The sequence below is a fragment of the Hymenobacter sp. UYP22 genome, from assembly GCF_040547285.1.
Taxonomy (GTDB): Bacteria; Bacteroidota; Bacteroidia; order Cytophagales; family Hymenobacteraceae; genus Hymenobacter.
Map to the genome: position 1 here is coordinate 191692 of NZ_JBEPPK010000007.1, position 15620 is coordinate 207311.

The 15620-nt window shown below is 57.6% G+C and carries 10 protein-coding genes; 2 read left to right on the forward strand and 8 right to left on the reverse strand.

Going from position 1 to position 15620, the window contains the following annotated elements; genetic code table 11:
- The first annotated feature begins 152 nt into the window (after nt 1–152).
- The gene (locus ABIB60_RS13765; RefSeq protein ID WP_354580645.1) at nt 153–1412 is read left to right on the forward strand and encodes an OmpP1/FadL family transporter; all 1260 of its coding nucleotides are present in this window, start codon (nt 153–155) and stop codon (nt 1410–1412) included.
- Nucleotides 1413–1438: 26 nt separating this feature from the next.
- Nucleotides 1439–2899: an SGNH/GDSL hydrolase family protein gene (locus tag ABIB60_RS13770; RefSeq protein WP_354580647.1), complete on the forward strand. Its 1461-nt coding sequence runs from the start codon at nt 1439–1441 to the stop codon at nt 2897–2899.
- Between the two features lie 105 nt (nt 2900–3004).
- Here the strand turns inward: ABIB60_RS13770 and ABIB60_RS13775 are convergent, their stop codons facing one another.
- The 8 genes from ABIB60_RS13775 to ABIB60_RS13810 all read right to left on the reverse strand — a co-directional run bounded on the left by ABIB60_RS13775 (nt 3005) and on the right by ABIB60_RS13810 (nt 15419).
- A complete protein-coding gene (locus ABIB60_RS13775; RefSeq protein WP_354580649.1) occupies nt 3005–4018 on the reverse strand; it encodes a YpdA family putative bacillithiol disulfide reductase in 1014 nt (337 codons plus the stop codon).
- Nucleotides 4019–4084: 66 nt separating this feature from the next.
- Nucleotides 4085–4507: a DoxX family protein gene (locus tag ABIB60_RS13780; protein WP_354580651.1), complete on the reverse strand. Its 423-nt coding sequence runs from the start codon at nt 4505–4507 to the stop codon at nt 4085–4087.
- Between the two features lie 130 nt (nt 4508–4637).
- On the reverse strand, nt 4638–5120 hold the full coding sequence (locus ABIB60_RS13785) for a DinB family protein (RefSeq protein ID WP_354580653.1): 483 nt from the start codon (nt 5118–5120) through the stop codon (nt 4638–4640).
- 15 nt (nt 5121–5135) lie between these two features.
- Nucleotides 5136–8024 carry a DNA polymerase I gene (gene polA, locus ABIB60_RS13790; protein ID WP_354580654.1) on the reverse strand — a complete coding sequence of 963 codons (2889 nt, stop codon included), beginning with the start codon at nt 8022–8024 and terminating at the stop codon, nt 5136–5138.
- A 200-nt stretch (nt 8025–8224) separates the two neighbouring features.
- Nucleotides 8225–10666, reverse strand: a complete 2442-nt coding sequence (locus ABIB60_RS13795) for an MG2 domain-containing protein (RefSeq protein ID WP_354580655.1) — start codon at nt 10664–10666, stop codon at nt 8225–8227.
- A 16-nt stretch (nt 10667–10682) separates the two neighbouring features.
- Nucleotides 10683–11843, reverse strand: a complete 1161-nt coding sequence (locus ABIB60_RS13800; protein WP_354580657.1) for a DUF4249 domain-containing protein — start codon at nt 11841–11843, stop codon at nt 10683–10685.
- Nucleotides 11844–14579: a TonB-dependent receptor gene (locus ABIB60_RS13805; protein WP_354580658.1), complete on the reverse strand. Its 2736-nt coding sequence runs from the start codon at nt 14577–14579 to the stop codon at nt 11844–11846.
- 90 nt (nt 14580–14669) lie between these two features.
- A complete protein-coding gene (locus ABIB60_RS13810) occupies nt 14670–15419 on the reverse strand; it encodes a hypothetical protein (protein ID WP_354580659.1) in 750 nt (249 codons plus the stop codon).
- Nucleotides 15420–15620: the final 201 nt, after the last annotated feature.

The following is a 15620-nucleotide window of genomic DNA, read 5'->3' on the forward strand; positions in this document are numbered from 1 at the left end:
AGTATTGCCATGTATAATATAGCTGAGGAAGTACTCACCAACTGCGCGTTTCTACCACAGAAAGTTATTCGGCACGCCGAGTAAATAGTGGCATTTTTCCCTACATTTAGGGCACTAACCCCCAACTTCTCACTCACCTCTTTTACTTCAACATGAAGCTACAATCTCTACTCCTCGCGGGAGGGGCGCTGCTCTCGGGTACGGCAGCCTCGGCGGGTGGCTACCAGGTAACCCTGGCAGGCCAGAAGAACAACGGCATGGGCGGCGTGGGTGTTGGCTTGTCGCTGGACCAAGCGGCCATGTTCTACAACCCCGGTGCCCTGGCCATGGTGAAGGAACGCGGCGTGCAGCTTGGCGTAAGCGCCACGCTGGCCCGGCAAGCCTTCCGCGCCGAAAACGGCAGCGTGCAGCGCGAGTTGCAGAATAATACCACTACCCCCTTCAGCGCGTTTGTGGGCTTCGGCCCTACGGAAGGCAAATTCCGGGTGGGCATTGCCGTATATACTCCCTTCGGTAACAAGCTGGAGTATGCCCCCGGTTGGGAAGGCCGCTTCGCCCTCACGGAAATTGACCTGAAGTCTATTTACGTGCAGCCCACCGTGAGCTACGCCATTACGGATAACCTGAGTGTAGGTGCAGGCCTGACGTATCTGGCGCTGGGCTCCGTGAACCTGAAGCGCGACATTCCGGCCCAGAACGCTAGCGGTGATTTTGCCAGCATTGAACTGGATGGCAAAGCTGAGCGCAAGTTTGGCTTCAACGCCGGGGTGTTCTTCAAGCCTTCGGAAAAGCTGAGCATTGGGGTAAGTTACCGCTCCAAAATTGACGCAAAGGTGAAGGGTGGCGACGTGAAGTTCACCAACCTGTCGGGCACGGCGGCGCCTAACTTCCAGGCCACCGAGTTCGGCGCCACGCTGCCCCTGCCTGCTACTACCTCGGTGGGCATTGGCGTAATGCCGAACGAGAAGCTGACCATCGGTTTCGACGTGAACTTTGTGGAGTGGAGCGCCTACAAAACGCTTGATTTCCGGTTTAATGCCCCCGTAAACGGCCAAACCGTGAGTTCCTCCAAGCGTTACTACGAGGATGCCCTCACCTTCCGCCTGGGTGGCCAGTACCAAATCACGAGCGGCCTGACGGTGCGCGCCGGTGGTGCCTACGACAACTCCCCAGTGCGCGACGGCTACGTAACCCCCGAAACGCCGGATGCCGACCGTATTACTGGTACCTTGGGTGCTTCCTACAAGTTTGGTGAGCATTTCAGCGTTGATTTGAGCACGCAGTTCGTGAACCTCAAAAAGCGCACTGAAACGCAAGCCGACCTGATCAATAACGGTACCACCGACCGCGTGGCCGGTACCTACAAAACGCAGGTAGTTGTGCCCGGTGTGGGCCTGAACTACACCTTCTAATTTTTGCTGCTTCTACTTCTATGAATATGTTTTCCTCTAAGAAAACTTGGTCGGCAGCAGCCCTGATGGGGTTGGGCCTGGCCGCCTGCCAGCCCGAGCTGGATGCTCCCCGCGCCGACAGAGGCTCCGCTGACTTCACCAGCTACGTGGCCATCGGTAACTCCCTCACCGCCGGTTTTCAGAGCGGCGGACTGGCTAATTTTGGTATCACCACCTCGTACCCTGCCATTCTGGCCCAGCAGTTTGCCAAAGTAGGTGGGGGCGAGTTTGTGTCGCCCACCTTTGCACCCGAGCGCGCCGACGGGTCGGGCTACCTGAAGTTCTACGGTATTACCACCGCCGGTTCGCCCATCATTCTGTCGCCCGGCCAGAGCACTACTGCTACGCTGGCCGGCCAGACTACTCCCCAGACTTTCACCAATAACCCAGCAGACTACAAACTGGCCTTCACAGGCAACCGTTTGCCATTGCCTACCCCTACAACGGGTGCTATGGAACTGACACCGTTCAACACTGTACAGCCGAACAACCTAGGTGTGCCCGGTATTTCGGTTCTCAGCGCCGACCGCACAGCCTCAGCCGTGCCGCAGGTGGCTGCGCTGGCGCAGGGCTACGGCTTACTCAATAACTATTACCAGCGTCTGCTACCAGCCGCTGACCGTGGTACTACAGATTACACCACGTTTATCAGCCGCAAGAATGCCACGTTCTTCACCTGCTGGCTAGGCAATAACGATGTGCTCACGTATGCTACCAACGGGGCAGTAGCAGTAGCCTCCAACCCCTTCAGCAACCTGACGGACACCACCAGCTTCGGCCGGGGGTACCGCAATATTGTGCGCACCATCAGCAAAACGGGTACGGTGAAAGGCGTGGTAGCCAACATTCCGAACGTAACCAACGTGCCGTATTTTACGGCCGTAACCGTGCCAACTATCATTGCGGGCATCAAGGCCAACCCAAACTTGCCAAACGCCGCTGCTGCTAGCCTATACATTACTACCGGCACCGGTACTGTGCGGGAGGCTACTGCCAATGACCTGCTGGTTCTGCCATCTTCGGCTGTAATTGGTAGTGCCTCCACTACTCCGGGCAATCCTCTGCCAGTAGGAGTAGGTTACTCGGGCACGCAGGCCAACCCGTTGCCTAGCCAGTTTGTGCTGGATGCTGCCGAAGTTACCGCCATTCAAACCCGCACTACGCAGCTAAATAATATCATTGCCAAAACCGCCCGCCAGTATAATGTGGGTCTGGCTGATATGAACTCGTTCTTCACCACGGTAGCATTGGGTGGCATTGCCATTAACGGAACGGCTAATAACGCCGGCTTTATCCGGGGCAACTTGTTCTCGCTGGACGGCGTGCACCCCACTTCGCGTGGCTATGCCGTAATTGCCAATGAGTTCATTAAGGTAATCAACTCCACCTATGGGGCCTCAGTGCCGCAGGTAAATCCCATCGATTACAACGCCCTGCTGTTGCCCTAAGTAGTAGTAGGTAGCTGTAATATTACGTAAAGAGCCCGTTTCCAGTAACTGGAGGCGGGCTCTTCGCATGAGAAGCTATGGAGGAGGACTGTCGATGAAAAGCGCCTACGAGAGCTGCACCTGTTGCAACACTGCGGGCAGCTGCGGACGGGCCTCGCCGGCCAGGCGGGCGGCTATGAGTTGGGCGTGGTAGCGGCCGTTTTCAATAAACCAGCGGCTGGTATTGAGGCCCCCGCACACGGTGCCGGCCAGGTAAAGGCCGGGGCGGTTGGTTTCCAGCGTATCAGCGTTGTGGGTGGGCGTTTGGGCAGCGTCGGTGCCGCAGGTGATGCCCAGCGCGGCCAGGAAGGAGAAGTCGGGATGGTAGCCGGTGAGGGCGTATACGTGCTGAGCGGGCAGAGTACGCGAACCGTCAGGCGTGTGCACTTCCACGGTGGTGGCGGTAATGCGCGCCACGGTGCTATTGAACAGGCAGCCAATGCGGCCTTCCTTAATGCGGTTCACCAGATCGGGCCGGATCCAGTACTTCACCGACTCACTGATTTCCGGGCCGCGCACTACCAGCGTGGGGCGGGCCCCGGCGCGCAGTAGCTGCAACGCAGCCTTAGCCGAGGAGTTCTTGGCCCCGATAATCACCACGTCCTGGTCGGCGTGGGCGTAGGGCTCCTTATAATAGTGCGTAACGTGGGGCAGGTCCTCGCCGGGCACGCGCAGCAGGTTGGGTACATCGTAGAAGCCAGTAGCAACAATAACGAAGCGTGCCCGAATGCGGCCCTTGTCCGTTACCACGGTGTAGTTATCCAGGGAGCCTTCCAGACCAATTACCCGCTCATACAGGCGGAGCGGAAGTTTCTCGGTGAAGGCCACGCGGCGGTAGTAGTCCAGGGCATCTTCCCGTAGCGGCTTGTAGTGTAGTGTCGTCATGGGGTAGCCGCCTATTTCCAGTAGCTCGGGGGTAGAGAAAAACTCCATGTTGGTAGGGTAGCCAATAATGGAATTCACCAGCGCACCCTTGTCCACCACGCACACGGAGAGGCCGCGCCGCTGCACTTCCAGCCCGCAGGCCAAGCCCACCGGCCCGGCCCCAACCACCACCACATCGAAAGAGGAATCTGTCATATACTATACTACCAGCTTCGGGGCCAGTGGTTTTTAAACAAGCAGTTTGGGCCAGCATGGGCAGTGTCAGGATTTCTTTTCCAGCGCATTTAACGCCCCCGTCGACCACAGAGCCACACCCATCAGCACTGGCTGCATGAACAGCCGCCCAAACCGCTTGGCATCGGTATCGAGGCCGAAAGCGGAAATATGATGGGTGTATTGGTGAATGTTGCCGGGGAAAACGGCCGCATAGAAAGCTGCCAGCCCAATACCCATGCGTACCCGATTTTTGCCTTTCAGCGTCAGCAAGGCCAGACCCAAGCCGATTTCCACTACGCCTGAGGCTAGTACGGTTGTGTCTTTATCCAGAGGGACAAAATCTGGCACTTGGGCTTGAAACTCCTGACGGGCAAACGTGAGGTGGCCAGTGCCGGCCACAAGCATAAAGGTGCCCAACAGCCCTCGGGCTACGTTTTGCAAAGTGGTGGTATGAGGAGGTTGCTGCATGAGAGTACGCCAGGATTTGCCCGGCTACTTCGGCTATACGGGCCCGCTACCGCCGCGGATATACCGCGGCCTGTCCCAGCACTCTTGCTTGGTAAGGGCCGTAGATTAACACCCAACCACTACCATCTTCCTATTTCCAGGCGTGCAATAACCTCCGAATCAAAACGATTTCGCCGGTGTGGTAGGCCGTGTGGTCTCCAATCAGCATTGCCTCGCGCAGTAGCGTTTGGCCGTCGCCGTGCCGAATGGGCGCCAGCAGATCAGTAGTTGGGCTTTGTAGCAGAGCTATGAACCGCTGCCGGTCAGCCTGAATCTGGTCGAGGGTGTGTTGCCAGATGGTTTCGTCGGCGGGGGCGGAGGTAGCAGGCCAATAGCCGGTGGGCCAGTCGGGTGAAGTATGCCCGGCACCAAGGGAAAATTCCACAATATCCCACTGGGCAATACGCACGTGCTCTACCAGCTGCCAAATGGTATAGGGGACCTCCGGTACGTGCTGGTTCCACTGCGCCGGGGTAAGGCCGGCGCACGCCTCCTCAAACGTAACGTGGGCATTGGCCTCAGTGAGCAGATTAATCAACTCTGCTATAATGCCTTGTTTAGTGGGCTGGTCCATAGTGTTAGGCACGTATTAGTGAGCTTGCAGCCAGTTCTGACCGGTACCTACTTCTACTTCCAGCGGCACGCCGTGGGGCAGTAGTAAGGCCGTGGCCATCAGCTCTTTGATCTTGGGGGTGATGTAGTCCACTTCTTCCTTCACGGCGTCAAACACCAGTTCATCGTGCACCTGCAGAATCATGCGGGTTTTGAGGCGTTCCGCACGCAGCCACTCGTGAATGTTAATCATGGCCTTCTTGATAATGTCGGCCGCGGTACCCTGGATGGGGGCGTTGATGGCGTTGCGCTCGGTGTAGCCGCGCAGGGTGGCGTTGCGGGAGTTGATGTCGCGCAGGTAGCGGCGGCGGCCCAGCAGGGTAGTGGCGTATTCCAACTCCCGGGCCTTATTGATGCTTTCATCCATGAACTGCTTCACCGAGGCAAACTCCTCAAAATAGGTATCGATAATTTCGGTGGCTTCCTTGCGCGAAATACCGATGCGCTGGGCCAGGCCAAAGGCTGAAATACCGTAGATAATACCAAAATTGACGGTTTTGGCCTTGCGGCGCATCTCCCCATCCACTTGGTCGAGGGGGACGTGGAATACCTTGCTGGCGGTGCTGGTGTGAATGTCGAGGCCCTGGCGGAAGGCTTCAATCATGGTTTTATCCCCCGAGAAGTCGGCCATGATGCGCAGCTCCACTTGCGAGTAGTCGGCGGCCAGCAGCACGTGGTCGGCGTCGCGGGGCACGAAGGCTTTACGAATCTCCCGGCCCTTCTCCGTGCGGATGGGAATGTTCTGGAGGTTGGGGTTGGTGCTGCTGAGGCGGCCGGTAGCCGTTACAGCCTGGTTGAAGCTGGTGTGTACGCGCCCATCGGCTTCGCACACTAACTGGGGCAGGGCCTCCACGTAGGTGCTGCGCAGCTTGGTGAGTTGGCGGTGTTCCAGAATGAGGCCGGCAATGGGCGCATCGGCGGCCAGCTGGCTGAGCACTTCCTCGCCGGTGGCGTACTGGCCGGTTTTGGTTTTCTTGATTTTGCCCCGGCCCAGGTCCATCTTATCGAACAGCACCTCACCCAACTGCTTGGGCGAGCCAATGTTGAACTCCTGCCCGGCCTCCAAAAAAATCTGCTTTTCAATATCCACAATGTAGCCCTGCAGCTCGGCCGAGTACTCACCCATAGCGGAGGAGTCGATTTTCACGCCCTCGTACTCAATGTCGGCCAGCACCGGCACCAGCGGGTTTTCTACCTCGTTCAGCAAATCCAGCAGGCCTACCTCTTTCAGCATGGGCTCAAACACGTGCTTGAGCTGTAGGGTCACGTCGGCGTCCTCGCAGGCGTAGTCCTTCACCTCGGCCGGCGGAATATCGGCCATGGTTTTCTGGTTTTTACCCTTGGGGCCAATGAGGTCAGTAATGGGCACCGGGGTGTAGTGCAGGTAGGTTTCGGCCAGCACGTCCATGCCGTGGCGCATATCGGGCTCCAGCAGGTAGTGGGCCAGCATGGTGTCGAACAGGGGCCCGCTCACCTGCACGTTGTAGTGCTTGAGAATGGTGAGGTCGTACTTGATGTTCTGGCCCACTTTGGTAATCTGCCGGGCCTCAAAAAAGGGGCAGAACTCATTTAGCAGGTCCTGGGCGGCGGCGTGGTCGTCGTGGGGTACGGGCACGTAATAGGCCTCGCCGGGCAGCCAGCAGAAACTCAGGCCTACCAGCCGGGCCGTCATGGTGTCGAGGCCGGTAGTTTCGGTATCAAAGCTGACCTCGGTTTGCTGCAGCAGAAACTCCAGCAGGCTTTTGCGCAGCTCGGGCGTGTCGATGAGATGGTAGCGCACGTCCACGTCCTGTAGGGTGCGCCGTGGGCCGGCCGGGGCGCCGAAGCTGCCCGTTTCGCCTTCCTCGGCCGCAATGCCCACGGCCGCATCGGCGGAGGAGGCAAACAAGCTGCCCTGGCCCTCGGCCACTTTGGGGCGGCGGGCCCCGCGCGGGGTAGGAGCAGCAGCGCTGGTGCCAGCCGGGCTACCCCCGCCCAATAGGCGGGTGGCCAGCTGCCGGAACTCCAGCTCCTCAAACAGCTGCTGCAGAGCTTCCACATTCGGGGCTTCCATGCGCAAGCCTTCCTCGTGGAACTCAATGGGCACATCCAAGTGAATGGTGGCCAGCTCCTTGCTCATCAGGCCCTGCTCGGCGAAGTTGCGCACGTTTTCCTGCTGCTTGCCCTTGAGCTCGTCCACGTTGGCAATCAGGTTTTCCACCGAGCCGTACTTCTGAATCAGAGTTTTGGCCGTTTTCTCCCCGATGCCCGGAATGCCCGGAATGTTGTCGGAGGCGTCGCCCTGCAGGCCCAGAATATCGATTACCTGCTCGGGCCGCTCAATCTCGAAGCGCTGCAGCACGTGCTGCACGTCCAGCACCTCGGCGGCGTTGCCCATGAAGGCGGGGCGGTAAATCTTCACGCAGTCCGTCACCAGCTGGCAGTAGTCCTTGTCAGGCGTCATCATAAACACCTCCCCGAAACCCTGCTGCTCGGCCCGGCGGGCCAGGGTACCAATCACGTCGTCGGCTTCGTAGCCATCCACCACCAGAATGGGGATGTTGAAGGCCGTGATAATCTTCTTGATGTAGGGAATGGCCAGCCCAATATCCTCGGGCATAGCCTGACGCTGGGCTTTATAGTCGGCAAACTGCTCGTGGCGGAAGGTTTTCTTTTGCGCGTCGAAGGCCACCCCAATGTGGGTGGGTTTCTCCTTCTGCAGCACCTCCACCAGCGTGTTGGTGAAGCCCAGAATGGCCCCAGTGTTCAGGCCCTTGGAGTTCACGCGCGGGTTTTTGCTGAAAGCAAAGTGGGCCCGGTAGATCAGGGCAAAGGCGTCGAGCAGGAAAAGCTTATGGGGCTGGGCGGCGGGGGCGTCAGGAGTCATGCGGGCGAAGGTACGGAAGGAGAGAAGCGCGGACGGTAGCCGCCGCGCCGGATAAGTATATAACCGGCCAAAAGAAAAAGTGGCGGTGTATACTACCCCGGATAGCCGGCCGGAGTTGCGGATACGGGACAGGCGCCACAAAAAGACGCAAAGCCACCCCGCCCAGGCAGAGTGGCTTTGCTAAAAAACGGCCCGGCCGGTTACAGTGCGGGCTTCACCTCCAACACAGTGCGGCTGCTGCCAGCCTGCCCGTTAGGGGCAAGGCCCTGCACAACTACCAGATAACGGCCGGCTTGGTCGCCGGTATAAAACTCCAGCTTGCGGGGGCCGGCGGCCGTGGTAGTCACACTTGGGTTCCAGTACAATAGGTTGCGCATATCGGGCAGGCGGCTTTGCTTCTGCTGGGGTGTATCGTAGCGGGGCGAGTAGAACTCCCGCTGCGCTTGCAGGACCTCGTACTGCTGAATCAGGGCCCGTGGGTCCAGCTCAAAACCTTCCAAATCACCCTTGTAAGTGGTGTAGCTCACGATGCCGTTGTACACGGTGGAGCCGTGGAAGTAGCGGCTGTCGATTACCTCCAGCTTCTGAATTTTCAGCGGGTCCATGGCCATCATCTTGTTCACGCTGAAAACGGGTACTCCATCCAGCAGAACCATCGGGTTTTCGGTCAGGAAGGCGTTATTGACCTTATCCAGCACCATAAAGTGGAAACCGTCTTTGCGGATGCGGACCATGACACCCGGTACGTATTCCCGCATCACTTCTTCCAACACTTTGAAGCGAGTGTACTTGTCCAGGAAATAGGTTTCGCTCGGCTTGCCATAAAACGCCAGGCTATCGGGCGGGGCCGGGGTGGGGCGCAGGGCTTCTTTGGGGGCGAAGATGGTTTGTACCTGGGTCTGGAAGTGCCGTTTCGTGTAGGCCGCCTCCAGGCTGGGCAGGGCTCTAAATGCCGGAGCCAAAGCAGGAGCATAGCGGCCGGAAAATGGCGAGAGTAGCTTGATTTGCGCGGTGCTATCCTGGCGCGGGTCTGTCTGAATAATTAACTCCCGGGTACCGCGGGCCGCGTCAGCCTCAAACTGCACCAGCCCATCGGCATTGCTCACGGCATTGGTCAGGCGGGTAAGGCGGCTGGGCGAGGCCAGGTAGGCCGTCACGCCCGGCCGGGGAATATCGGTGCCGGGCTGGGTCAGGCGGGCCTGCACCAGCGGGCCGCGCAGCTCGGGCAGATAGGGCAGTGGGGCCGGCGCGGAGGCCAGTACCTGCTCCCATCGAAACCGGCTCCAGCCCTGGGTGAGCATTAAGTTATCGGTGGCTTCGGCGGCCTCGGGCCCGGTGGCGGTAAAGTAGTATTCGGGGCTTTCAACCTCGCCTTTCAGGTCGGCACTCAGCCACAGGTAGCTGTTGATATCCGCGGGCCGTGGGCTCGATAATGAATCCAGCCGGTACACGGCCACCGACAAATTGGCGGCCAGAGCCTGCCCCGCCCTGGCCGCAGTAGCCAGGCTCAGGGCCACCTGGTCGCGCAGGGCGTAGTGATTCTTGTCGGTTTGAGCGGTTACGGTGAGCTTATTGCGGGGGGGCTGGAAGTAGAGCCGCTCACACAGCGGCTTGCGGTCAGCGTTAAACAGGGTAAAGTGCGAAATACCATCGGGCAACTGGCCGGGCTCCACGGTGAAGGTGGCGCCACCGTTACGTAGAGTGGCCTGAGCGGCCACGGCTACAGTTTGGCCGGCGTGGCCCAGCAGGTACACGGTTTCGGGCTGGGTGGTAGTGGCGCGCACGGTTATGGTGAGCGGGGCGTTGACCGGGCGTTCCAGGCGCATGGCATAGCCCTGCGCATACACTGGGGGCAGCTGGTAGCGCCCCGGCTTGCCCTTGCCCTGGGTTACTACGGCCGTGTAGGTGTTGCCCGCTTCCGGGGTAAAGCTAAAGCTGCCCAGGCCGAAGCGCAGCGTTTTGAAGGTAGCCACAACCGCGCCGGTCTGGGTAAGCACTTTGCCCTCCACGGACACTCCCTTGCCGCTGGAGCTGGTGGCCTGAAAGCCGACTTTACCGGGCAGGCCCTGCACCAGATTACCGCCTTCCGGGAAGAACTGAACGGTGTAAGGCTTAATCGAGTCCTGGGCGGCCGTGCCGGAGGCCGCAAACGTATTGACTACCGTTACGGAGCTGTGGAAGTAATATTCCGGCCCGAAATTCTGCATCCAGTTGGTATAGGCCCGCACCGTGTAAGTGCCCGAAGCCAGGGAGGCTGGCAAGGTGAAGGAGCCCTGCCCGGTGGCCTGCCGGAGCTCCACCCGGGCCTGGAGTACGGGCTTATTTTCGTGGTTGAGCACCTCCACATTGGCCACTTTGCTCATGGGCAGGGGGCGGCCGGAAGTGCCATCCACGGCGTACACCTTAAACCACATGGTTTCTCCGGCCGTGTAAAAAGGCCGGTCGAGGTGCAGAAACAGCTTTTCGGGTATGGCCGTGCGCTGGTAGCGTCTGAAAACGCGCGTTAGGCCGCCCAATGAATCGGGGGCGGCTTGGGCCGCCGCGCCGCTGGCGGCTGTCAGCCCCAGGCCCAGGGCCACCAGCAGGCTGCGGTAACGGGTAGTGGCGGTTTTGCTTCGCAATAGAGTACTAGCGTAATACATAGCAGCTTATCAAGAACTACGGCCAGAAATCGGGCTTCACGGCGGTGCCGCGCAGTCGACAATCAATACACTCGCGGGATCTGGCCGTGTAGCCTCCATCCACTTCATTAATTGGCAGGTAGCCCGGGATACTAAAGGCCGCTTTCAATATTTCCGCCGGCGACTTGAATCCGGTATAGAGTTTCACGGTGTCAGGCGGCAGGCAGCCTTCGTAGCCGGATTGAATGAGCCACGTGCGGGGAAGCTCGCCCCGGCCGATGAACAGGCGTTTCTGCGCCAGCGAATGCGCACTGATAAAGCCCAGGGCTAACTCATTCTCGTCGTTCAGGCAGCGGATATTACCCGTCAGCTGCGAGGGAAGCGGATCGAAGAGCGTGCCGATATTTTCGGTGTTCTTCCGCAACAGCTCCCAGTACATGTACTCCTCGGCGGTTTGGGCGTGCTGGCTTACCAGAATACTGTAGCGTATGCGCAGCCGGTCAGTGGTAGTAGGCAGGGAGCGAAGTAAGTAATTGGAAACTCTGTCCTCCGTGAGCCGAACAGTGCTGGCTATTTCAATATCGGAGGAGGTGCCCGTCGACCAGCAACTTGTGGGGAAAGGCGTGGTGATTTCCTGCATGCGGTTGTTCTTGTACTCAACCGTTGGGTTATAGGGGGAGGCTATTTCCCAGGTTTCGGCGTACTCCCACCGGTAATACCGCGTCTGGCCGGAGGCATCATACGAGCTGAGGGAAATATCCACCCCCTTGTCGCTGGCCTGCCAGGTTATGTCCCCGATAGGAGGGGTGGTTTTAACGGCCGTGTAGGCGGAAGCGTACTCCTTGCCGGTCGCTGTAAGGATGCGCAGCCGGTAGTTTTTCTGGGGGTTCAGTGTGAGCGGGGCCGAGGAGTAGGTGCCTTTTACTGCGCCTTCCGGCAATACGTACCGGGCGCCGTTTTCTTCCTCAATGGAAACAACGGCGCCTTTTTCGGGTGGTGGGGGCGTTTTGGTGGTAATATCAATGGTGCGCTGCAGCGAAATAGTGGTAACCCCTTGGCTATTGATGAAGCCATCAACCACCAGGAAATGTCGGGGGCTACTCAGCACCTCAGGCGAGTAGGAATCAATGCAGCCGGGCAGCAGCAGGGCCACTACCCACAACGCGGCCGTGTATAGTATGGAAAGGCGAGGATGCATCTAGAATTTGAAATTATAGGTGATAGTAGGAATGGGCTGGCCAAAGATGGACAGCTGGTAGCCCCGAATCTGCCCGTTTTCTGACTTGAAATAAACCGAGTACGGGTTGCGGCGCCCAGTGAGATTGTACACGCCCACCGTCCAGGAGCTGTGGGCCAGCTTCTTCACCTTGTGGTTGCCTTCCATGTTCAGGGCAAAATCGGCGCGGTAATAATCCGGAATGCGGTAGGCGTTGCGGTCAGAGTAGTACACCCGGGTGGAGTTGCCGATGGTGTACTTGGCCAGCGGGAGCGTGATGGGCCGGCCGGTGCTGTACGTGAGGTTGAGGGAGGCACTAATGCGGCGGCTGAAGCGGTAGTTACCTACTAGCGTGGCATCGTGGGGCTTATCGAAGTTGCTGGGGTAGTAGCGGCCCCCGTTCACCATATCGGAGGTGGTGGCCGCATTCACCCGCACCAGGGAGCGGGAGTAGGTGTAGCTGAGCCAGCCGTTCACCTTGCCGGTCGTTTTCTTCACCAGCACCTCCACCCCGTAGGCCTTGCCCAGCGCATTCACAATGTCCGTTTCAATGTGGGGGTTCAGAATCAGGGTAGCCCCGCTCTTGTAGTCCACAAAATCCCGCAACGACTTGTAATAGGCCTCCACGGAGGTTTCAATGGTGTTGGATTTGAAGTTGCGGTAGAAGCCCACCGAGTACTGGTCGCCCACCTGGGGCCGCACGTTGGCGTCGGAGAGCTTCCAGATATCGGCCGGCGACACGGAGGCCGTGTTGGTAAGCTGGTGGATGTACTGCCGGGTGCGGTTGTAGCTGAGCTTTACCGAGGAGTTGTCGGTGAGGGCGTAGCGGGCCGAGAGACGGTACTCGGGGCCGTGGTAGGTAGCCAGCACCTTGCCTGAGCCGTAGCGCAGCGTATCGGTAATGGTGTTTTCGGATTTGGACAGGCCGGCCGCGTACTGGTACACGTCCCGCGGGCCCAGGGCATTGAACAGGGAGTAGCGCAACCCCACCGCCACCGAGAAGCGTGGGCTTACGTCAATCCGGTCCGAAACGTAAAGGGCGCTTTCCAGGGCCTGCTCGCGGGCCAGCACGTCGGGTATGATCAGGGAACCCTCCCCGTTGGGCTTCAGGCTGCCCGGCGAAATCCGGTACAGCAGGCTGCTCACACCAAAATCAATGGTGTGCTTGGTGTTGGGGAAGTAGCTGAAGTCAGCTTGCAGGTTGGTTTGCTTGATGCCGTACTGCAGGCGGGAGGCCGTTACCGGGTTTTTCTCGCTGGTAATATCGTAGCCATAGTGGCTGTAGGCGCCCGTGAATACGCCGTAAATCTTGTTGTTGAAGCTGTGCTGCCATTTCAGACTACCGTTCTGGTTGATATACTGGTAGGTGGTATCACTGGCCAGCCGAAACCGGTCGGTGCTGAGGTAGCCGGTAGCGTACACGCTGTTTTTTTCGTTGAACTGCTGGCTGACGTGGGCACTCACATCATAAAAAGAGGCGGTGCTGTTGCGGAAGGAGCTGTTGGATAGTCGCCGCAAAATCCAGTCAGAGTAGCTACTGCGCCCACTGATGATAAAGCTGCTTTTATCCTTCACAATGGGCCCCTCCAGCGTCAGGCGGCCCGTAAGTGGGCCAATGCCCCCGGAGCCGGAGAACTTCTTGCGGTTGCCCTCCCGGGTAGTAATTTCCAGCACCGACGACAGCCGCCCGCCGTACTTGGCCGGAATGGCGCTCTTGTAGAGCTCCACCGTCTGCAAAATATCGGGGTTGAAGGCCGAGAAAAAGCCAAACAGGTGGGAAGGGTTATAAATGGTGGTGCCGTTGAACAGAATCAGATTCTGGTCGGTGGCGCCGCCCCGCACATTCAGGCCCGTATTGCCTTCCCCCACCGATTTTACCCCCGGCAGCGTCAGAATTACCCGCAGAATATCGGATTCGCCGAAGGCTGTGGGTACCTGACGGATGGTTTTGATATCCAGCTTCGTCAGGCCCATTTGCATGCCCGCCACGTTCTTGTCTTTCTCCGCCTCAATTACCACTTCCTTCAACGAGGTAATATCCTCTTCGACCTCAATTTCCAGCCGGCCGTCACCGCGCAAAATCACCTGCCGTTTCGTGTTCTTCACGCCAATTCCCCGGATTTTGATGTCGCGGCGGCCTACCGGAACCGTGAGGGAATAGTAGCCGAACTGGTCGGTGCTCGTGCCCACGTCCGGGTTTTCGGTGTACACCGTTGCCCCAATAATAGGCTGCCCCGATTTCAGGTCGCGCACGTGACCGGCCAGCGTGGCCTTGCCGCTGCCCGTGCTGCTGCCCGTGCCAATGTCGTGCACCACATATTCGGCCTCACGCACGTAGCGCGACCGGCCAACGGGGGTGGTCTGCTGGGAGGGAGTTGGGTAGTTGCGGGCAACTGCCGGGCCTTCGGTGGTATTCTGGAAGAAAATACCGGGCAGAGTTGCCTCGATGGGTTTGCCCACCGTAACGAACACGCGCTTCTCGTCGTCCACGGCAAAGCGGAAAGCCGTGGGGCGCAGCGCCTGCTCCAGGGCCGCTTCTACCGGCAAGTTCTGCGCTTTCAGAGTAATGAACAGACTATCCGTAGCGGCCGCATTGAAATAGAACCGGTAGCTGGTCTGACTTTCAACCAGGCGGGCAAACTGCTCAAAGGGTACGCGGGTAAAAGTGCCATCCAGCACCTTGTCGGTTTGCTGCGCGTAACCGGCAGAAGGAAGCATGGAGCCGCACAGAAGGAGCAGTACTGCGTAAGCGTGTTTCATAAAGAGCGAAAAAGTAGAGCAAGAATAAATACACAGAAAAATAGAATGCTATTTATTGGGTAGCCCATTGTAATAAGTGGCTAGATTGACTAATGTAGATTCAATATTTTTTTTATTGAATTTTAATTTTTTAGATTGGATATACAGCTGCATTTCTTTCGAATGACTAGTAAAAGCACGTAGAATACTGCCTTTAGAATCGGCGGGGTAATAATGCCCATTGTGTTGTAAAAAAAACTTGTCTTTCGAGGAAAATTCAGCTTCTACCTTGCCTTGTCTGATTTGCTTTTGCATGTGTTTGCTGCGCTTGGCTAGAGCCTGGGCACTGCCAGAGGTCAATAGTTCATAGTAGCCGGTAGAAAGAGTTTTTTCAGTAATGCTATCAGCTACCACTCTAATAAAATGGTGGTTGTTGATAGTAAATTCATCTACATTCTCATTTACTGCTCGTAGCCTGAATGGGCTATTGGGGAATGATAATACAACCTGGTCTAATACTATATCATACGCCAATAACAGGCCGGAATAATATTGCTTGTTGTATACAATGGTGCCCAGTTGCTTGTCGGACCACATATAAAACTGGTGGCCAATACGGGTATTAAATCGTAATGAATAGTCGGCATATTCAGGCCCGTTATATAATTGTGATGAATTAGCAAATATGATATCGTACTGTTGCTGTAGTGCGGTGGTGTCAGGCTCAAGCTCAACCGTAGATGAGGCAGATTGACTGAAGCCAGCTAAACAATGGATAAAAGAGCTTACAATAAGACAAATAGTAAAAGGTGTTTTCATGCTATTATAGGATAAATAGGCTCAGAATTGACAACAAGAGTACAGTTAGAAGGAAAGTTATCCTAAATTATTGAAGACGGATGATAAATTTTCCAATTCAATCCGCGAACCTGTTTAGGAAGGGGGCAACAGGCTAAAACAGAAAGGACTCCCACAACATGAGCGAAATTTGAGGTGCGACCCATCTCCTTTCTCTCCGCT